Source organism: Enterococcus sp. 4E1_DIV0656, assembly GCF_002140695.1.
GTDB lineage: Bacteria > Bacillota > Bacilli > Lactobacillales > Enterococcaceae > Enterococcus_D > Enterococcus_D entomosocium.
This window is the reverse complement of record NZ_NGLF01000001.1, coordinates 2,600,520-2,620,250: the sequence shown is the minus strand read 5'-3', so window position 1 is coordinate 2,620,250 and position 19,731 is coordinate 2,600,520. Positions and strand designations below refer to the sequence as shown.

Annotated in this window: 17 protein-coding genes; 7 read left to right on the top strand and 10 right to left on the bottom strand. The window is 42.4% G+C overall.

The window, feature by feature from the left end; translation table 11 throughout:
- Positions 1-3 precede the first annotated feature (3 nt).
- Positions 4-1,293: a PTS sugar transporter subunit IIC gene (locus tag A5882_RS12385; RefSeq protein ID WP_086372851.1), complete on the bottom strand. Its 1,290-nt coding sequence runs from the start codon at positions 1,291-1,293 to the stop codon at positions 4-6.
- A gap of 167 nt (positions 1,294-1,460) precedes the next feature.
- On the opposite strand from A5882_RS12385, the gene A5882_RS12380 reads away from it, so the two are divergent.
- Entirely contained in the window at positions 1,461-2,486 is a 1,026-nt protein-coding gene (locus A5882_RS12380) for an AraC family transcriptional regulator (RefSeq protein ID WP_176462025.1), read from the top strand.
- Between the two features lie 118 nt (positions 2,487-2,604).
- Here A5882_RS12380 and A5882_RS12375 read toward each other — a convergent pair whose 3' ends face one another.
- Positions 2,605-3,645 carry a CAP-associated domain-containing protein gene (locus tag A5882_RS12375; protein WP_008381363.1) on the bottom strand — a complete coding sequence of 347 codons (1,041 nt, stop codon included), beginning with the start codon at positions 3,643-3,645 and terminating at the stop codon, positions 2,605-2,607.
- A gap of 196 nt (positions 3,646-3,841) precedes the next feature.
- Positions 3,842-5,641: a penicillin-binding transpeptidase domain-containing protein gene (locus tag A5882_RS12370; RefSeq protein ID WP_086372849.1), complete on the bottom strand. Its 1,800-nt coding sequence runs from the start codon at positions 5,639-5,641 to the stop codon at positions 3,842-3,844.
- Between the two features lie 170 nt (positions 5,642-5,811).
- Here A5882_RS12370 and A5882_RS12365 point away from each other — a divergent pair, with 170 nt between their 5' ends.
- Positions 5,812-6,480 (top strand): response regulator transcription factor, encoded by a 669-nt coding sequence (locus A5882_RS12365; protein ID WP_086372848.1) that lies wholly within the window; start codon positions 5,812-5,814, stop codon positions 6,478-6,480.
- Positions 6,470-7,912 carry a HAMP domain-containing sensor histidine kinase gene (locus A5882_RS12360; RefSeq protein ID WP_086372847.1) on the top strand — a complete coding sequence of 481 codons (1,443 nt, stop codon included), beginning with the start codon at positions 6,470-6,472 and terminating at the stop codon, positions 7,910-7,912. Before A5882_RS12365 ends, A5882_RS12360 begins: the two co-directional genes overlap by 11 nt.
- Positions 7,913-7,984: 72 nt before the next feature.
- Here A5882_RS12360 and A5882_RS12350 read toward each other — a convergent pair whose 3' ends face one another.
- The 5 genes from A5882_RS12350 to A5882_RS12330 form a co-directional block, all read right to left on the bottom strand.
- Complete coding sequence (locus A5882_RS12350) at positions 7,985-8,602, bottom strand: HAD-IA family hydrolase (RefSeq protein ID WP_016613374.1); 618 nt, start codon at positions 8,600-8,602, stop codon at positions 7,985-7,987.
- 217 nt (positions 8,603-8,819) lie between these two features.
- The gene (locus A5882_RS12345; RefSeq protein ID WP_005236304.1) at positions 8,820-10,412 is read right to left on the bottom strand and encodes a TPM domain-containing protein; all 1,593 of its coding nucleotides are present in this window, start codon (positions 10,410-10,412) and stop codon (positions 8,820-8,822) included.
- A 140-nt stretch (positions 10,413-10,552) separates the two neighbouring features.
- The gene (locus A5882_RS12340; protein WP_008381372.1) at positions 10,553-11,902 is read right to left on the bottom strand and encodes a PFL family protein; all 1,350 of its coding nucleotides are present in this window, start codon (positions 11,900-11,902) and stop codon (positions 10,553-10,555) included.
- A gap of 8 nt (positions 11,903-11,910) precedes the next feature.
- The gene (locus tag A5882_RS12335; protein ID WP_005236306.1) at positions 11,911-12,177 is read right to left on the bottom strand and encodes an ACT domain-containing protein; all 267 of its coding nucleotides are present in this window, start codon (positions 12,175-12,177) and stop codon (positions 11,911-11,913) included.
- A gap of 103 nt (positions 12,178-12,280) precedes the next feature.
- The gene (locus tag A5882_RS12330) at positions 12,281-12,943 is read right to left on the bottom strand and encodes a 2,3-diphosphoglycerate-dependent phosphoglycerate mutase (RefSeq protein WP_086372846.1); all 663 of its coding nucleotides are present in this window, start codon (positions 12,941-12,943) and stop codon (positions 12,281-12,283) included.
- A 393-nt stretch (positions 12,944-13,336) separates the two neighbouring features.
- On the opposite strand from A5882_RS12330, the gene A5882_RS12325 reads away from it, so the two are divergent.
- Genes A5882_RS12325 through A5882_RS12315 form a run of 3 tightly spaced genes read left to right on the top strand, consistent with a single transcriptional unit; the run spans position 13,337 to position 16,705 of the window.
- Positions 13,337-14,818: an ABC transporter permease subunit gene (locus A5882_RS12325; protein ID WP_005236308.1), complete on the top strand. Its 1,482-nt coding sequence runs from the start codon at positions 13,337-13,339 to the stop codon at positions 14,816-14,818.
- Positions 14,811-15,533 (top strand): amino acid ABC transporter ATP-binding protein, encoded by a 723-nt coding sequence (locus A5882_RS12320; RefSeq protein WP_016620845.1) that lies wholly within the window; start codon positions 14,811-14,813, stop codon positions 15,531-15,533. The genes A5882_RS12325 and A5882_RS12320 overlap by 8 nt, the downstream gene beginning before the upstream one ends.
- Before the next feature lie 17 nt (positions 15,534-15,550).
- Positions 15,551-16,705 carry a pyridoxal phosphate-dependent aminotransferase gene (locus A5882_RS12315; protein ID WP_016613369.1) on the top strand — a complete coding sequence of 385 codons (1,155 nt, stop codon included), beginning with the start codon at positions 15,551-15,553 and terminating at the stop codon, positions 16,703-16,705.
- 154 nt (positions 16,706-16,859) lie between these two features.
- Here the strand turns inward: A5882_RS12315 and A5882_RS12310 are convergent, their stop codons facing one another.
- Both A5882_RS12310 and A5882_RS12305 read right to left on the bottom strand, forming a co-directional pair.
- Entirely contained in the window at positions 16,860-17,567 is a 708-nt protein-coding gene (locus A5882_RS12310) for a DUF4811 domain-containing protein (RefSeq protein ID WP_016613368.1), read from the bottom strand.
- Positions 17,564-19,042 carry an MDR family MFS transporter gene (locus tag A5882_RS12305; protein ID WP_034872230.1) on the bottom strand — a complete coding sequence of 493 codons (1,479 nt, stop codon included), beginning with the start codon at positions 19,040-19,042 and terminating at the stop codon, positions 17,564-17,566. Before A5882_RS12305 ends, A5882_RS12310 begins: the two co-directional genes overlap by 4 nt.
- A gap of 137 nt (positions 19,043-19,179) precedes the next feature.
- Between A5882_RS12305 and A5882_RS12300 the strand changes: the two genes are divergently transcribed.
- Positions 19,180-19,665: a MerR family transcriptional regulator gene (locus A5882_RS12300; RefSeq protein WP_008381378.1), complete on the top strand. Its 486-nt coding sequence runs from the start codon at positions 19,180-19,182 to the stop codon at positions 19,663-19,665.
- Positions 19,666-19,731: the final 66 nt, after the last annotated feature.

Here is a 19,731-nt window from a genome sequence, read left to right as displayed (position 1 = left end):
GGGTTATTGTGCTTCTTCAACACAGATCTGCTTATCAGCAACTTTGATAAATGGCAACCAAATCATCGTTGCGATCACGATCAAGACGATTTGTAACAATGCGCCCATGATACTACCAGTGACAAAATAGCCGCTAATGATCGGCGGAGTCGTCCACGGAATTTGCGCAAGCCCAGTTGGGATCGGGACTAGCCCGAAATAAAAAGCAAAGTAAGCGACGATCGTTGTGACGGCATTTGCAAAAACAAAAGGAATGATAAAACTGAAATTCAACATCAACGGTATCCCGAACAACGCTGGTTCACCGATATTGAAAATATAAGGAACACTAGCAATTTTTCCAACCTCTTTGTACTGTTTACTTTTTGCTACGATCAAAATAGCAATGATCGCACCAACGACGCCAATCGAAGCAAAATGATTCCGAAAACTCATACTGATAATATTCGTTGGAATCTCTCCCGCCACTGATGCCACACGATTTTGGTCTTCAAGGACTTGATGGATTGGGTCCATCACTGCTTGAATGATCGAGGTTCCATGAAGGCCAAAAAACCATAGGAATTGCTCGAAAATTTTCACAACGACCATTCCAACTAGGGAGCCACCTAACATAGTTAATGGAATCCCAAGGGTCCCATTGATCAACGTCATGGCATCACTGTTAAATAAGGCTTCGATGATGAGTCGGATGACCCAAATCGTCGTGATGACAAGAAAAGATGGAATCACCGATTCGAATGGACCAGAAACAGCTGGTGGTACCGCTGCTGGCATTTTGATTTTGATTCCTTTACCCTCAATTTTTTTATAAAGAACTGTACTAAAAATACCGACAATAATCGCTAAAAACATCGATTGCGCGCTAACGCGGGTGATATCTAAAAAAGACCCTGCTTCCATTGCATCCAACGGTGTTAATAGTAAAAAGGAAACAAAAGCAGTTAAGACACATTGCAAAACGTTTGTTTCAAGTTTTTCTGCGAGTGATTTTGCGAGGGAAATGACAACTAGCAAACCACCGATTGCGAGTGTGGCATTGTTGACATAGAGCAATTTCTCTTGCCAGACACTAGCATCTTCTGTTCGCAACACCATAGTAATAAAATCGGTCACTTGTTGGATCGGAAAAAAAGCAATAATTAAAAAGATCGACGCAATAAAGGTGAATGGCATGTAAGCTAACATTGCATCCCTAACTGAAGTAATATAAATATTCCCATTAACTTTACTTGCAAATGGACCAAGGGTACTTTGGATCTTATCCCCTAATGATAGTTTGTCGTGGTTCATGGTGATTCCCCATTTCTTTCGAATTTGCTGGTACTATTGACTATTATTATCATCCGGATTATGATAATTGATAACGCTACCATACAAGTATTATATACTATCTCTACCTGTCTTCAATGACGATACTCTACTATTTCATTGACTATTTTTTACCTAAGGAGAAAGCGATGGATAAAGAAAACATTCTGCAGCAGTTACAACAATTGACGACTACTGAAGAAATAGCCCTTAAAAAGACGCAAACCCTTCCATACAATTATGAGGATTTCAAGAAAGTCTACACTGAGAAAAATGAGCCAATTTACCAATATACCTTCGAAAAACACCTTTCTCGTCTCATACGAAAACGACCGCAGGATAGCGGATTTCTTAAGACAAGCCAGCTCTTGATTTTAAAACATGCACGCTTTTCTTCTACACCACTACATCAGCATGATTTTATCGAAATGAATTATGTTTTTTCTGGAACAGTCACGATCATGATCAATGAGAAAAAAGTGATCCTAAAGGCAGGTGACTTTTGCTTACTAGATACTGGGGTGATCCACCAAATTATCGAAACAAATCAAGACGACATTGTTATTAACTTTTTGATCAGCAAAGAGTACTTTTCCACCCAGATGCTCAGTCGGTTGGCATCCAATAGCATGATCGCCGATTTTGCCATCAATGCGTTATCTGAAAGCCAAAAGCACAATCAATACCTAGTGTTTGAAACGAGTAACAACGACTATTTGATTGATGCGATTTTTGGGGTCTTGGCCCAGTTCTTCAATCCCTCCTTCGGTTCTCATGAGGTCATCCATTCCTATATGATCATTATTTTTTCCGAACTCGTTCGTAACTTCCAGGAAAAACAACGGATCGAGTCGCAAAAAAGTGACCAACTGTACCTCGGAGAAGTGTTGGACTATCTGGAGAAACATTTCGCTACTTGCACACTAGCTTCGGTTGCGGAGGCATTTGGATACAACCCGAGCTATTTGAGTCGCCGTATCAGTCAGCAGCTTGGTCGATCCTTTGTGACGATCCTTCAAGAATTAAAACTCAATCAAGCCAGTTTATTGTTGAGAAGCTCTTCTCTGCCTGTGGAACAAATCGCACACCAAGTCGGCTATAAAAATGTCTCATTCTTCTATAAGCTGTTTCAAAAGAAGTATCAGTGCTCTCCTCATGCCTACCGTCAAAACTAAACAATACTGCTGCACACCATTTTATCGACAAAAAAACACTGCTCACTTGATGCTGCTAACGCAGCAATCTCAAATGAGCAGTGTTTTTTAACTAATCAATTTCAAGCAATTCAGGAATTCACGACGCCGATCCTCGGTGATACAACGTTGTATAATATGGCTGTTCGCTGGTATCGATCGCAATACCGATCCCGAGAAATTGATACTCATCGTTTAGAATCGTTGCCCGATGTCCCTCTGAATTCATTAAACCTTGATGGGCGTAAATACTGCTGGCTTGGCCAAATGCCAAATTCTCCCCTGCAGCAGTGAAGCTGATCCCGTCTTCTTGCATCCGATCAAATGGAGTCGATCCATCTAACCCAATATGGTCAAAATATCGATGTTCTGCCATGTCTTGGCTATGCTTGACGGCAGTCTCACTGGTTGCTTCACTGAATCCAAGGGGCGACAAACCAAATTTCACTCGGGTGGCATTCGTTAATTCAAATAACTGTGTTCGTAAGCCGCTTAAAATGGCGGCTTGATTTTGGCGAAAATCATTCGCATGGCGTGTTTCTAGCGAGCGATTGATGATTTGAATCGCAGTCACTGTATCTTCGGCATGAACATCATAGAAAAAAGTAATCAATTGGTCGTCTTGTAAGAACAGATCATAGTCGGCATCAGAATCGATGCGATACCGTCTTGATCCTCGTTGTAGACTTTCTTGGCGCGTACCCATCTGATTACGAACGCTTGCTTTTGAAGACCCGATACCTAGCGTGTCATCGATAAGAATCGTGTCTTGATTCGTATAGATCCCTTGCGCAATATCATGTTCATCGTACATCACCATCATGAAGTTACGAAAATCATCGTGATAGGAAGTCCAGTTCAGTCCATACCTATTCGCTGATTCATTGATCGCTTCTCCAAAGGTTTCTTCGATCACTTGTCGTGATTCATTATATAAATATGTCTGGGCAGGTGTTTCTGCCGATGGCCTGGCTGAAGTGTCTTGTGAAGGAGAAAATTGGGACGAGAGAGATTGAGTGATCTCGTTGAGTCGAGCATCCCGAAATGCCAAGCGCCCGTCTTGCCATGTAATCATCTGGCTCACAAAATAAAGAAGTCCGATGAGAAAAATGCTTTTGATTAAGAATTTTATTTTTTTCATATGACACCTCCGTCAATGAATCATTATGTGTTAGCTGTAGCGCGATCGTTTATCCACTCATTCATCCCTAGATTGGATCGCTGATAAACCGTCCTGCCTTTTCTAAAGACTATCATTCCTGTGGAAAATTGACCAGCTGCAGCATGAAACTTCTTAGATGGTCTATGTCTTTTTAAGCTCCTGTTAAGAAACTTTTTTACTCACGAAAACTTTGCAGCGCCATCGAACGCTCCATCAATGGATTGGCAATTTTAGCTAAGGTATGACGATCGTATTCTTCTGGTCGCTTGATAGTGAGGTAAAGAATAAACTGTGGATCATCCGTTGGATAGATCGAGACCGCCGAATAAATATAATCAAACTCTCCTGTCATGTAACCTTGACCATTCTCATTGGCGATCTGAGCAGTCCCAGTTTTGACAGAAATCTCATGGTTCGTCAGTTGGTATACATCATAAGCGGTGCCATAGCGTTCATCCGTCACTACATCGGTCATGTATTCCAATACAGCATCAGCCGCTGTTTGTGCAATAGGCTGAGAAACGACTTCTGGAAAAACTTGGGTCTCTTCTCCCACTTGCCGAATCAATTGCGGACGAATCATCTCGCCACCATTGGCAAATGCGCTAAATAACTGCATCATCTGCATCTGATTGACCCCAATCGCATGGCCATAAGAACTCATGGCATAATCCACCCGATTTCTTGAAGGTAAGATACCAGGCACCTCACCGGGAAGCTCACTTCCTGTAACTTTCCCTAGTCCAAAATCAGTTAAATACTGCGCCCATGCATCAAAACCGATCCGTTGCTGAAGTCGAACCATCCCAGTGTTGCTTGACCAAGCTAACGCTTGCCGCATCGTCAACTCACCATTTGCTCCTGAGTCGTGGTCGTTGATGACTCGATCTTCAATCTGCATACTCACAGGATTGTAGCGTTCCGTCGGATCAAAAACACCTTCATCAATCGCTGCCGCAACGGTTGCCAGCTTCAAGGTCGAACCTGGTTCATACATCTCTTCCGTAAAAAGATTACGCCAAATAAAGTGCTCATCCGCAATTCCTTCTTGGGTCTCTGGATGAAAACTAGGTCTTTGAGCCATCGTTAAAATCTCTCCAGTTTTCGCATCCATTAATAAAGCCGTCAGATTCTCTGGTCGTGTTTGTTCCATAACCTCATCCATCACTGATTCAGTGAATAACTGCAGATGAGCATCTAATGTCGTCCAAACATCGTTCCCATCTACGCCTTCTTCTACCATTTGATTGGTTGCAGGAACAGGATTCCCTGAAGCATTGACTTGAAAAGACTCTCGCCCATTTTGATTCTTCAAAAAGTCGTTCAGTACATATTCTAATCCAGAAACTCCGACTCGAATTTCATCATCATCTGACGTTGTCCCTATCAAATGTGAAGAAAAGATGCCATTCGGATAGCTGCGACTTGAACGAGCATCGAAATAGATACCATTGATTCCAGCTGCATCAAACGCCGCTTCGATTTGATTTCGAGTGGTCACACTTAGACCACTGCCAACATTGCCAAATTCCACTTGAAAGACAGGCGTGTCTATTTGATTCGCACCGTCTGTCAAGATAGACAAAACTTGCTCGTTAGAAATAGGTAAATACTCCGAAAGAATCGTTGCGGTCTCCTCAAAGCGCTCTCTGTCTAAATACATGGGTCGGCCATTATCAATGTAATCTTCAGAAAGAACCGCTCGAACAGTATAGGAAAGAATATCCTGTGCGATCACTGTCCCCTGCCGATCAAAAATTGCCCCTCGACTTGTTTCGATGGATCGTGAACTATAATACAAATTTTCTATTCTTTCAGACAAAGAGACGCCAGCAATCACACCGACTTGAACAATGTAAATCAAACGTGCAGAAAACCCCATAAAAAGCGCAAGACTGATTATGTATAACCAATGACCGACTAGCTTACGATTTTTCTTCGCTTTTTTCTTTTTGACTATATGATAGTCATACATCGCCAAAGCGCCCCTTTCGATCGAATATACCTCTATAGTATTGGGTATTTGTGATGATCTTGTGAGGGAAAGAACAATTATTTTTCAAAGAGTCAATTTCCTATTAATTCAGCGATTATGCTGTGATATACTTTAAAAAATATAAATTATTTTTAAGGATGTGAATAAAATTGCGAAAAATATTGATTGTCGATGATGACACTCATATGCGTGCCCTAGTGAAAACTTATGCGGAGATCGAAGGGTATCTATGTTTTGAAGCATCAGATGGAAAAGAAACTTTGGAAAAATTAACCAATCATTCATTCGATTTGATTCTCCTAGATGTCATGATGCCGGGAAAAGATGGCTTTCAGACGCTTTCGGAAATCAGAGGTAGCTGTAACACGCCAGTCATCATGATTACCGCTCGAAAGGAAGAGTATGACAAACTCTTTGGCTTCAATCTTGGTGCCGATGATTACATCGCCAAGCCATTTAGCCCTAAAGAGCTGATGGCTCGCATCAAAGCTGTGTTGAAACGAAGTAGTCAATTTCAGTTCGAAAAGATCGTTTATGGCGATCTCGAAGTCAATGTTTTTTCTCATACTGTAACGATCAAAGGGAATCCTCTGCCGCTTACGCCAAAAGAATTCGATCTGCTGGTCTATTTGACAAAAAATAATCATATTGCTTTGAGCCGAGAATCAATTTTAGAAGGTGTCTGGGGCTTCGATTATTTCGGTGATACCAGAACAGTGGATACACACATCAAGTCCTTGCGAGAGCGTCTAGGGGATTACCGAGAGTTGATCCAAACGGTTTGGGGCGTTGGGTATAAATTTGATTATGAAGACTAGTCGGTTAGGTTTTACTTACATCAAAAGTAAATTACTCGTGCGGCTTTGGTCCGCCAATATGCTGCTGGTCATCATTGGCATTGCTTTTTTATGGACTGTTCAAATTTTGCTCTTTGAACCAAATTATATCAATGTAACAAAAGAATCACTTTTAGAAACAGTTCAAGAAACAGCTGCCGCTGTTGAAGAAATGGCAGTAGATCCAGATGATTTACCAGAAGATCCATTGCTTTTCCTCAGTAAAACGATCGTTGGGACTCTTTTTTTAGTCGACGAGTATGGCGAAATTCTGGCGGCATTTAACAATGGACAACAATTAAACATAGATGGGTTGAGCAACGAATACAGCTGGTTGTTATCTCATGCACCCACTGTCCTTAACGGTGAGAGCCTTAGTGCTGTAGAAGACTTTGAAAAGTCTTCTGCCATTCTTATTGGCGTTCCTACGACTCTTTTCCAACGCCCAGCTGCCCTTTTGCTCTCCAATACGATCACTCAAATCGAAGCGCTTCAAAGCATGAATCGACAGCAACTCTTTCTATTCACCATCATATTAACAATTTTTGCATCAACGATCTCCTTTTTTTTAGCACAGCATTTTATTCGCCCGATCAAAACCATCAAAGAAGCCATCATCCGCTTAACCAACGGAGAGCTTTATTCCGTACCCAAACTAAACCGTGGCGATGAATTAGGTACACTTTCTGAATCTGTTGCGGACTTAAGCACAGAACTTCAGCGAGTAGACGTGTTGCGAAAAGAAGTGATTGCCAATGTTTCTCATGAACTACGATCCCCCCTCGCGTTGATCACGGGTTATGGGGAGATGGTACGTGATGTTTCTGGAAGTGACGAACGCCTTCGAAAAGAACATATGGAACTAATTATCAGCGAAGCCCACCGTATGAGTGCCATGGTTGATGACATCATGGATTTCTCTATCATGCAAGCAGGCTACACACAACTTAAAAATGAAATCTGGAATACATACGAGGTGGTTTCCTCCGTCGTTGCCTACGCAAGAGGGATCGCCAATCAATATGACATCACTGTCGATTTTGAAGCAGATCGTAAGAATGGAAGTGCTCTTTTTGATCGCATCAAAATGGAACAGGTTTTGCGTAATTTAATAAACAATGGCATCAACCATACACCTAAAAACGAGCGTCTTTTGATCAAATTAACGAATACATCTACAAGAACAAAAGTTGCTGTCATCAATCCCGGAAAAGATATCCCTCCAGAACAACTCGAACTCATTTGGGAAAGATACCAACGCGTCCAACATCAAGCAGGACATAAAGAAGGAACCGGCATCGGCTTAGCGATCGTGAAAACCATTTTGACTTCTCACGCCTTCGATTATGGCGCTGAGTCGAAAAATGGCGTGACTTCTTTTTGGTTTGTTGTGCCGAGACTAGAAGACCAATGAGAACCACGTTTATACCGTTCATCATAAGTAATGAATGTCTTACTTTCTTTGCACAAAAAAAGCCTTGATTTCTCAAGACTTAATGATTTCTTGTATTTCAGCCATGGATTGGACGGTATGGTCGGCGGATACATCTTTTAAGAGACCTTCTATATCATAAAATATCGTCTTGACACCTGCTCCTTGTCCTGCAAAAACATCCATCGTACGATCGCCGATCATGACGGTCTGATCTTTGTCTAAATGATATTTTTCGACAAGATAAATCAATGAAGTTGGATCAGGTTTACGGGGAAAGTTGTTTTCCGGTCCTACGATCTCAACGATCAGGTCTGCCATCTGTTCTTTTTCTAACAGCTCTTTTGTTGAAACGACATCGCGGTGGGTCAAAATGTAGTTCTTGCCACCAGCAGCAACCACGGCTTCTAATGTTTCTTTGGTTCCTACAAAGGAAAGCGGCAAACGATCATCCAGCGCTTCATTTGCTTTGAATGCTTTAGTGAACTCTTGAAAATCTAAGTTGTATTTTTCAGCAACTTTTTTGGAAGATGAATCTTTCAATATATAATAAATCTCCGCTGGATCTGGATCGAAGCCATACTCCTTCAATGTCTTAATAAAAGCTTTTAACATGATTGGGTAGCTGTCGTAAAGTGTTCCGTCAAAATCCCATATGTAAGATTGGTACATGATATCCCTCGTTTTCTCCCTTTTTCAAATGAATGAAAGTTCCATTCATTTTCTGTAACTCTAAAAAGTTTACCACACTTTGTTTGGTTTGTCTTATTTATCAAGGGATTTCCTCCACAAGAAAAAACGCCATTGACTATACAATCCTTCCGCTTGCACAAACCTACATGCAAGCGAATGTATTGCAGAACAATGAACGTTCCTCCTTACGAAAAAATTACCAGCTACCAGAAACACCGCCACCGCTGCTACTTCCTCCGCTAAAACCGCCAAAATCATTCGAAGAACTTTGTGTATCGGCAATGACTTGTTCTTGATGGGACACGTGATTATTCATCATCACAAAGAACAACGCCATATTCATCCCATGCGGGTCATACTCTTGGCGAGCATTATTTAAAACTGCTGCTCGATCAGAAGCATCAAATGAGGATAATTTGTTTGCTAAATCTGGGTGATTTTGATAAACCTGTTTCAAGTCAACTTGGAACAAGGCATCTGTTTTCACTTCCGCTAGAACATTAGAAACTTCTTTCGGAATGGCTTGTACCATCTCAGCATAGGTCGCTTTTTCCGTCACAAGTTGCGCTAAATAACGCCCCTGCTCATTGCGTCTTCTGATCTCTTCTTTGGCTTGCTTAGCTATTTCTGCTCGATACGCATCTGCTAAAGGCAAATTCTCAGGTAACACCGCATCAGATAAATCATAGTCTGCCATCCGTTCAGACACTTCCCTGCCTAATTGGGCTTCATAGGTTTTTAAGGTGTCATGTTGTGTAAGGATCACCTGACCGAAATGTTTGACCGTGGTTTTTTTCTTCATCAGCAAGTTTGAAAAATAAGAGCCAATTGCTGGATTCGTCAAGGCATGTTGGATAACTCGTTTATCCGCAGTCGACAATCCGGTGATCGAACTCAATTTCGCTGGCACGTAAGTACTCGTCACATACTGCGTAAATGCTTGTTGACAATCTTTTGCTGTCTGATACTGATGGTAACGCTGATAGTTCTTTCTATTGCTAGCCCATTTCAAGAAATCTTTCTGTTGGAAGTGACTATCTTCTAACAGATGTTTCGGCAACGGCAGGTGCTCTTCAAATCGCCGTTTGGTTTTAAGATGGCGAAAACTGATGAACCCGACAAGGCCTGCAGCTGCTGCCGCTACGACACCACTGACGATTTTTCCAATAGTGAACCACATTTGCTTAGTGGCTTCTGCTTCTTGTGCCTGTTTTTCTGCTAACATTTGATTGCCATCTTGATAAATCGTCCCTAATCCAATCGTTTCATCCGCTTCTTTCATTCGCTGATAGACTTCATTAGAAGCTGCCAATATCGCTGTATCATAATCTTCATCTCGTAATGCGTCTTTGGCATCTTCATCCACTAAATCATCTTCCGATAGCTCACTGAAGACATAGGATAGTCCATCGCCATAACCCAGACGAAATTCACGATCATCAATGGCAAAGAGAAACAATAGTCCATTATTGTCCTCTGGATTTCCTAAACCATATTCATTGAACAGTTCCAAATTACGCTCTTCAATCGATTGCCCATCTAAGGAAGGGATCGTGATCACAGCATATTCTGGCGCGCCAGTCAATGATTGGAACCCCTCTTTATTCAAGGCATCGATCTGTTCGATCGTCTCTTGTGAAAGGACCCCGGCATCATCGCGAACAAATGTCTGTCCAAAGGCAATTGATGGTTGAAGGACAAAAAATCCCATCAAACCAACAAAAACCAACATCCCAAGTTGGAAGATTTTCTTCATTTTACCACCCCTTTTTATCGTGTTATCTTTCATTGTATTCGATTCCAAACAAAAAAACATCCGCCTTAGGAATGAAAAAAATAGTAACAGGACCAAAAAACCTTTAAAAGACAGCATTCTGATTAGTCTTTTAAAGGTCACTTTATCATATTTTCTTACAAAATGAACACGAGCTAGTTTTTAAATGAATGGATCGGTGCGGGAATACGGCCGCCACGCAAAATGAAATCAGTAGACTTCGCAGGATTGGTTTTCATCACTGGCGCTGTCCCTAATAACCCACCAAACTCGATGCGATCGCCGATTTCTTTGCCTTTCGCTGGAATGATTCGGACAGCTGTCGTCTTGTGGTTGATGACACCGATCGCTGCTTCATCCGCGATCATTGCGGCGATCGTCTCAGCCGAAGTATCTCCCGGAATCGCAATCATATCTAAGCCGACAGAGCAGATCGCCGTCATGGCTTCAAGTTTTTCTAAATTCAATAAACCAGCTTCTACTGCTTTGATCATTCCTGCATCTTCAGAAACGGGGATAAAAGCACCCGACAGACCACCAACATGGTTGCAGGCCATTACGCCGCCTTTTTTGACTGCATCATTTAACAATGCCAAAGCAGCTGTCGTTCCGTGGGTACCGACAGATTCTAAGCCCATTTCTTCTAAAATCAATGCCACACTATCACCGACTGCAGGAGTTGGCGCCAGCGAAAGATCGACGATCCCGAATGGAACGCCCAAGCGCTCTGAAGCCACGCGCCCGACCAATTGCCCCATCCGCGTGATCTTGAAAGCTGTTTTTTTGACTGTTTCCGCCACGACATCAAAGGACTCGCCTTTGACTTTTTCCAAGGCACGTTTGACGACACCAGGTCCGCTGACACCGACGTTGATTTCCACATCAGCTTCACCGACCCCATGAAAAGCCCCCGCCATAAAGGGATTGTCTTCCACTGCATTCGCAAAGACGACGAGCTTCGCACAGCCCATATCTGATGCCTCAGCCGTCTTCTTGACTGTTTCTCCCATCAGACGTACTGCATCCATGTTGATCCCAGCTTTCGTTGATCCAATATTGACCGACGAACAGACAAAATTGGTTTGAGCCAAGGCTTCTGGAATCGATTCGATCAATGCAAGGTCGCCGCCTTGATAGCCTTTTTCTACTAGTGCGCTATAGCCGCCGATGAAATTTACTCCGACTTCTTGCGCCGCTCGATCCAAGGTCTTCGCAACTTTGATACAGTCTGCGGGTGTCGGCTGGCAAGCTGCCACTACGATCGCTACAGGGGTAACCGAAATCCGCTTGTTAATAATCGGAATGCCATATTCACTTTCGATCTCTTCGCCGACTTTGACAAGATCTTTCGCTTTTGTTGTAATTTTTTGAAAAATTTTCTCACAGGTACGATCAATATCGGCGTCGATACAATCCAATAATGAAATCCCCATCGTGATCGTACGAATATCTAAGTTTTCTTCTTCCACCATGCGAATGGTTTCAAGTATTTGATTTGTCTCCATAGTGCCTCCTATAATTTATGCATGGTATCAAAAATCTCTTGATTTTGAATGCTGATTTTCACACCTAATGCCTGACCTATTTGGTGAAGCTCCTCACGAACACCGTCAAAATCCTGATTGGCATCCATGTTTAAAAGCATCATCATCGTGAAGTAATCTTCCATGATCGTTTGGGACACATCTAAAATATTGATTTCTAATTCTGCTAATTTCTGGCTGACACCGGCGATGATCCCAACCTTGTCTTTTCCAATAACGGTTAATACGGCTTTCATATTCTCCCGCCTTTCATTAAATTTTTCTTATTATAGCACAACAAAACCACATTTTCGATGTAACATCAAACGAAAATGTGGTTTATTCTTTAATTGTTCGTTATTACGCCCGTTCAATCAAGTTTGCTTGGCTATCAAACTCATAAATGATCGGCTGTGCGTTAGGAATATCGATCGTATCCATGTCATCTTTGGGCACGTCCTCCAAGTATTTGACTAACGCCCGCAAACTGTTCCCATGACCAGTAATGAGAATACTCTTATGATCTTTAAGTAACGGAACCACCTGATCTTGCCAAAATGGAACCACTCGGGCCACGACCATTCCCAGATTTTCTCCCTTAGGAATCAAGCGAGGATCCAAAGAATCGTAGCGTCGATCGAAATCATTTTCCCCCACATAAAAAGGCGGTTCATCATATCCTCGACGCCATTTTTGCACCTGTTCTTTTCCATATTGTGCCACCATCACATCTTTATTGACCCCAACCAGTTGCCCATAATGACGCTCGTTTAAGCGCCATGTTTTGTGTACAGGGACCCAAAGCTGATTGCTAGCTTCCAAAACGGCATCACACGTGATGATCGTTCGTTGAAGCACAGATGCAAAGGCAAAATCAAAAGTAATCCCCATTGCTTTGATCTGTTCCCCTGCTACCCATGCTTGTTGCCGGCCTTTCTCGGTCAGCGAAACATCCAGCCATCCTGTCCAATAATTTTCGAAATTTGCTTCACTTTCTCCGTGTCGAATCAATACGACCTCCATCCTACCGCCTCCTCTTCACTTTTATTATCGCAAGAAATCAAAAAAATGTCTTATGTTTCGTTTTTTTTGGCTTCTTCTGAGACCATTTTCCATTTGTTCATTCAGTGTGGTCACATTTCTTTATTATCGGTTTTTTTCAAAGTGAAAGATCGAATATATATGTTTAGAAAAAAGACGCTGTGCCTTCTTCACATTGCTCTTGGTTGGATTGCAAAAAAATTGAATAAATGGTTTTACGCTCTACAACATTTTTTGACTTTTTTTCTCTGACTTATTGACTTCAACTGATGTTATGCTATGATAGTTTCTATCACTTATATGTATTTTTATACATTTATTAGTTATTATTTGCATTTTTAATAGATGCGCAGAAAAAGTTAAAGGGGCGTTTACATGAAAAGGTTTAGTAAGGGTACTGTTTTATTAGGGATCATCACAGCATTGCTGCCGTTTTTCTTTGTCGGACAAGCACATGCAGAAGAAACTGATCCAATCTATGAAAAAGTCAAAGAAAATGGTGTATTAGTCGTGGGTTTATCTGCCGATTATGCACCTTATGAATTCCGTGCCAATGTTGACGGAAAAAATGAAATCGTGGGAATCGATATTTCCATTGCCCAAAAGATTGCAGATGACTTAGGGGTCGATCTGAAAATCGAGGAACTTGGATTTGATGCGTTGTTAGGGGCGTTAAAAACAGGCAAAATTGATGTCGTCATCTCTGGGATGGCTGCTACGGATGAGCGCCGCAAAGAAGTCAATTTCACTGACACCTATATGGAAGTCCAACAAACTGTTCTGGTTCGAGCGGAAGACGCGGATCGTTTCCAATCGACGGCTGATTTTGATGGTGTGGCTGTCGGTGCACAACGACAAACCACCCAAGAAGAGCTGGCAAATACAGAATTGACTGGCGCGACTGTCACCTCTTTGCAAAGGGTGCCTGATTTGATCACCAATCTAAAATCACGCAAGATCGATGCGATCGTGATGGAAGGTCCCGTTGCCGAAGCATATGTGACGGCGAATGATACATTGGCATTAGCCGAAAATGTCACGTTTGAAAACGGTGTGAAGGAGACCGCCATCGCCATCTCGAAAGAAGCGCCAGTTTTACTGGAAAAACTCAACTCCTCCATTGAAACCATCATTAGTAATGATCTTTTAAGCCAATACAAAGAAGATGCCTATCGATTGATGTTTACCGAAGATGGCACGATCGATGAAGAGCAAAGCTTTTGGGAAAAATATCTGCCTTTTTATATCACCGGAACTGGCTATACCATCTTCCTAGCCTTGGTTGGGGTATTATTCGGCTCTATCGGTGGCAGTTTGTTAGCCTTTATGAAGCTTTCTAAATCAAAAGCACTGAAAGTCATTGCCGCTGTCTATATTGAATATGTTCGAGGAACACCTTTGTTAGTACAAATATTTATTGTATACTTTGGAACAGGCGTGTTAGGCTTAGAGCTTTCGAAATTAGCTGCCGGCTGTATTGCCTTAGCACTAAACAGTGCCGCCTATGTGGCAGAAATCATTCGTGCCGGGATCAATGCCGTCAACAAAGGACAGCTGGAAGCCGCTCGTTCATTAGGAATGAATCAGATCCAAGCGATGCGCTTCATCATTTTCCCGCAAGCCATCAAAAACATCTTGCCTGCTCTAGGAAATGAATTTGTCACGGTCATTAAAGAGTCTTCGGTCGTATCGGTGATCGGTGTGTCTGAACTGATTTTCCAAACAGGCGTCGTTCAAGGGGCCAGCTTCAAACCGTTTTTACCATACGTTATCGTATCATTGATCTACTTTGTATTGACCTTCGCCCTCTCACGTCTCTTGGGTGTTGCTGAAAGGAGAATGAAAACTAGTGATTAAAGTTGAAAAATTAGTGAAAATATTTGGCGAGAATACCGTCTTAAAAGAAATCGATCTTGAAGTGACACCTGGTGAAGTCGTTGTGATCATCGGACCATCAGGAAGTGGAAAAAGTACTTTCTTACGCTGCTTGAACCTTCTTGAACAGCCGACCGGTGGGAAAATCACCTTCGAAGGCAATGATTTATTGGCAAAAGGTGTGAAAATCGATCAGATTCGTCAAAAAATGGGAATGGTTTTTCAAAGCTTCAATCTATTCCCTCATAAAACGGTGTTAGAAAATCTGACTATCAGCCCGATCAAAGTCAAACAGCAAGGGCAAGCCGCTGCCGAAGAGACAGCGAAAGGATTGCTGGAGCAAGTTGGCTTAGCTGAAAAAGCGGATAGTTACCCCTCTAGCCTTTCTGGCGGGCAGCAGCAACGGGTCGCTATTGCTAGAGCGTTGGCAATGGATCCTGATGTAATGCTCTTTGACGAACCAACATCGGCTTTGGACCCAGAAATGGTCGGAGAAGTGTTGACGGTCATGCAAGCTTTAGCAGAAAAAGGCATGACGATGGTGGTCGTTACCCACGAAATGGGCTTCGCTAAAGAAGTTGCCGATCGTGTCATCTTTATGGCTGACGGTATCATTCAAGAACAAGGAACACCAGAACAAATCTTTGAGCATCCGCAAAATGCGCGGACACAGGATTTTTTAAGCAAAGTTTTATAGAAATTGGAGATGACAAAATGAACCGTCCGTTGATTGCAGAACGTTTTTTACAACCAGAGGAAAATCTTTTAATGGAGATCGCCACTCTTGCGAAGAAAACCCCAAATTTGATTGATTTGTCGATTGGTGATCCTGATTTGATTACAGATGCGACGATCATTGAAGCAGCTTTTGCTGACGTCAAAGCGGGTCATACAAAATACACCGCTTCAGACGGCAGTGCTGATTTTATCCAAACTGTCGTTGATTTTTATCAAAAGCAATACCAGCTTACTTTTTCTCCTAGCCAAGTACGAGGAACTGTCGGTGCATTGCATGGCATGTACTTAGCTTTGGCTGCCATCATTGATCCTGGTGATGAAGTGATTATTCATGAACCATACTTTTCACCTTATAAACAACAAGTCGAACTAGTCGGTGGTGTGCCGGTCTTTATCCCGACCTTTGAAAAAGATGGCTTTCAAATCGATGTCGAGGTCTTAAAATCCGCCATCACTGAAAAAACTCGGGCGATCATCATCAATTCACCAAACAATCCTACTGGTGCTGTTTTTTCTCCAGAAACTTTTGAAAAAATCGCAGCAGTTGCCATTGAACATGACTTGCTGATCCTCTCGGATGAAGTCTATGAAGCCTTTTGCTTTGATGATACCTTTGTACCGATGGCAGCCTTCGCACCTGAGAACACCATCACATTCAGCAGTTTCTCAAAAGCCTTTGCCATGACTGGCTGGCGGATCGGCTACATGATCGCACCTGAATCGATCAATCTTACGGCAAAACTGATCAATGAGGCGATCGCCTATTCGGCACCAACCCCTTCACAACGGGCAGGTATTTACGCATTGAATCACTATGATACCCTCGTGCCGCAAGTGGTTGCTGTCTTTAAGGAACGACTGACTTACATTGAACAACGGGTTGCTGAGATCCCATTCCTTTCCTTATCCCCTGTCAAAGGAAGCATGTATGCCTTCATCAACATTGAACAAACAGGGTTGGACTCTGTCAGCTTTGTAGAGAAATTATTAAAGGAAACCAGTGTGCTGATGATCCCTGGGAAAGCCTTTGGAGAAACGACCGGCGATGGCTATGTTCGCTTAGCTGCCACCCAATCGTTGGACTTGTTAAAAGAAGCTTTCGACCGGATTGCCGCGTGCTCATTTGAATAAAGAAAATCCCACACACTAGTAGTGAGTGGGATTTTTATTGTTGATGGACACGACCAACATTTAGCAGCTGTTTCGCTAAATCACAAGTTTCATGTAGAAAAAGGGACAGAAGAATCCGATTTGATTCTTCCATCCCATGACTATCTACTCGTTTTTACTTTTTTGCTTCTTCAAGCAGTTTTGCCATCGCTTCTTTTTGATAAGCTTCTGTCAATTCAGCGATTTTTGCTTTTTGGGCTGCCTCGTCCATAGTTGGATCAGCCATTAATGCAGCTTGCATTTTTTCTTGGACATACGCTTGTCCTTGTGTTTTCATGGTGTCCGCTTGTTCTTTCGCTAAAGAAGCCAGTTTTTTTGCTTGATCCACACTCAAGACTTCCCATGAATCTGGTAATGAGAACGTATTGGTACGGCTGACATATTGGCCATCGTTATCAGCGATTCCGAACAAGAAGCGTGATAGGTCACTTTTATAAACCCAGCGCGTCGTTTTTGTTTCTAATTGAGCTGACTCAGCCCCTGTTTCCACGACATTGGTCACTTTATCAGTACCGGTTTGTTTTGGTTCCTCTTGATCAGTATCCGTTTTATACAGGTAGATTTTTTCCGTACCATCTCCTAATGGCTGATACAATAGTAAATCAAAATTCTCATTATCGGCACTAGAAACCAGTGCTGTTGTTTTAGCAGTCGTTTCTTTTTCCATTCCAAAATGGTAAGTCAAATTGGCCATCAATGCGACGACACTTGCTACGAAGACTAGACCTAAGACCAATGATAAACCTGTTTGCCGCTTGTTTTTGGCAAAAACATTCAGTACCGCAAACCCTAACACGCTAAGAACGATCAAAAGCAAGATCATTTGTCCGCACCTCCTTCAAGAACCGTCAATCGTGGTTCTTTTTTCTTTAAGGAGAAGGCGATCAAGAAACCTAAGAAACTAAAGACCGCTGCCACATAAAAGGCGGCATGGTAGCCGGATAAAGTCGCTTCGATTGCTTGGTCTTTGTAGGCCAAAGGCGTTTTATCCAGCAAAGAATCACTTGGCAAGTTGCCTTTGGTGACGTTTGTCAAGACACTGATCAAGATAGCCGTACCAATTGAGCTGGCTACTTGACGGAAGGTATTGTTTACTGCGGTACCGTGACTGATCAGATTACCAGGCAAGGCATTCATTCCTGAAGTCGTTACTGGCATCATCACCATTGAGATCCCGAACATCCGAATCCCATAAAGAATGATGATATGCAAAATCGGTGTATCTTTTGTTAAGAAAGCAAATGGTAAGGTTGCGGCGGTCAAGATAAACATCCCGGTGATAGCTAAACGTTTTGCACCATACTTATCAAAGATCGCACCAGTGATTGGCATCATGATCCCCATGATCAACGCACCTGGTAATAACATCAATCCTGAATGGAACGCTGATTCACCACGAATGTTTTGGATATACAATGGGAGTACCATTTCAGCACCGATCATCGCCATATTCGTGACCCCTGAAAGGATCGACGCCAAGGTAAAGGTCGTTGATTTGAACACGCGCAACTCTAAGAACGGATGCTCAATGTGCAATTGACGCCATGCAAAGAAAGCAATGAAAAAGACACCGGCTGCAAGAAAACCGATTACTTCAATACTGCCCCACCCTTTGTCACCGACGCTTGAAAAGCCATAGAGCAATGTACCAAAACCAAGCGTTGATAAAATCGCTGAGAACAGATCGATTTTCGGATGCGACAATTCAATCACACTCTTCATTAGAAAGAGCGCTAAGACTAAGACTAAAACGACGATCGGAATGACCATTCCGAATAAATAACGCCAGTCATAATGATCAATGATCCAACCAGATAACGTTGGGCCTAAGGCTGGTGCCAACCCAATAACGATTCCGGACATGCCCATAGCTGAACCGCGTTTTTCTGGTGGGAAGATCGACAACATGATATTTTGCAAAAGCGGCATGGAGATCCCTACACCAGCAGCTTGCACTAAGCGGCCAATCAATAATGTAGAAAAGTTCGGTGCTGCAAAACAAGCGATCGTTCCAGCCAGGAAGATGCTCATTGCCGTTAAGTAAAGATTTCTTGAGCTGAACTTGTTGATCAGCCATGCGGTGATCGGGATCATGATCCCATTGACCAGCAAGAAACCGGTGGTTAGCCATTGGACATCAGATGCAGAGATGTCAAAGGCATCCATCAAGGTTGGAAAAGCCGTTGTTAACAATGTTTGGTTCAAAACAGTACAAAACGTACCTATCAGCAAAACCATAACCAGTAAGGAACGATTGTAAGGTTTGCCGTAGATATCTAAAGGACGACTCGTTGACATATTTCACACTCTTTTCAGTATATTTTTCATAAAACCTTCTTTACTTTAAATCTTCCCCTAACATTTGTCAACCTACTTGACATAAAAGTAAAACAAGTTACAATGTTAACAAATACCTTTACAAGAATGGAGTCCGTATGTCTCATCTTTTTCGAAAACTCGTTGATAATGAAAACTTGTTGGTCGGCATCAGCGAACTTAGCCAAATGTGTGATATCTCCCCTCGCCAATTGCGTTATTGGGAACAAAAAGGATTTATTCAATCGGTCCCACAAGAAGAAAATGCCCCACGAAAATACCGACTGCCCACGGTCGTCAAAGTGGAAATGATCAAAACGTTTTTAGATGAAGGCTTTACGTTAGCCAAGGCTGTTGAAAAAGCAGACAAAAAAATCAAGACCGCCCATCATATTCGCAAAGTGTTTTCTGGGGTTTTACAGAATTTAGAAGTCATCAATGAACGGTTTACGATCATCAGTCTGGGACCAGTAGACGAAGACGGAAAAATCCTCCATATCATTCACGATGAAGAAACAGACCGATTGCAATACGAAGTGCTGTCTGCTAATCAAACGATCGATTTTGAGAAGTTCAAGCAATGCACGTCAAAACAAGCGGAATAAATGATTCCCTATCCTCACCTCCTAATGAAGCAAGCACCCTTGATGACGGTGCTTGCTTCTTTTTTG

Coding starts and splice junctions, on each gene's coding strand:
- A5882_RS12385 (WP_086372851.1), bottom strand. CDS start 1,293: ATGAACCACGACAAACTATCATTAGGGGATAAGATCCAAAGTACCCTT.
- A5882_RS12380 (WP_176462025.1), top strand. CDS start 1,461: ATGGATAAAGAAAACATTCTGCAGCAGTTACAACAATTGACGACTACT.
- A5882_RS12375 (WP_008381363.1), bottom strand. CDS start 3,645: ATGAAAAAAATAAAATTCTTAATCAAAAGCATTTTTCTCATCGGACTT.
- A5882_RS12370 (WP_086372849.1), bottom strand. CDS start 5,641: ATGTATGACTATCATATAGTCAAAAAGAAAAAAGCGAAGAAAAATCGT.
- A5882_RS12360 (WP_086372847.1), top strand. CDS start 6,470: ATGAAGACTAGTCGGTTAGGTTTTACTTACATCAAAAGTAAATTACTC.
- A5882_RS12350 (WP_016613374.1), bottom strand. CDS start 8,602: ATGTACCAATCTTACATATGGGATTTTGACGGAACACTTTACGACAGC.
- A5882_RS12345 (WP_005236304.1), bottom strand. CDS start 10,412: ATGAAAGATAACACGATAAAAAGGGGTGGTAAAATGAAGAAAATCTTC.
- A5882_RS12340 (WP_008381372.1), bottom strand. CDS start 11,902: ATGGAGACAAATCAAATACTTGAAACCATTCGCATGGTGGAAGAAGAA.
- A5882_RS12335 (WP_005236306.1), bottom strand. CDS start 12,177: ATGAAAGCCGTATTAACCGTTATTGGAAAAGACAAGGTTGGGATCATC.
- A5882_RS12330 (WP_086372846.1), bottom strand. CDS start 12,943: ATGGAGGTCGTATTGATTCGACACGGAGAAAGTGAAGCAAATTTCGAA.
- A5882_RS12325 (WP_005236308.1), top strand. CDS start 13,337: ATGAAAAGGTTTAGTAAGGGTACTGTTTTATTAGGGATCATCACAGCA.
- A5882_RS12315 (WP_016613369.1), top strand. CDS start 15,551: ATGAACCGTCCGTTGATTGCAGAACGTTTTTTACAACCAGAGGAAAAT.
- A5882_RS12310 (WP_016613368.1), bottom strand. CDS start 17,567: ATGATCTTGCTTTTGATCGTTCTTAGCGTGTTAGGGTTTGCGGTACTG.
- A5882_RS12305 (WP_034872230.1), bottom strand. CDS start 19,042: ATGTCAACGAGTCGTCCTTTAGATATCTACGGCAAACCTTACAATCGT.
- A5882_RS12300 (WP_008381378.1), top strand. CDS start 19,180: ATGTCTCATCTTTTTCGAAAACTCGTTGATAATGAAAACTTGTTGGTC.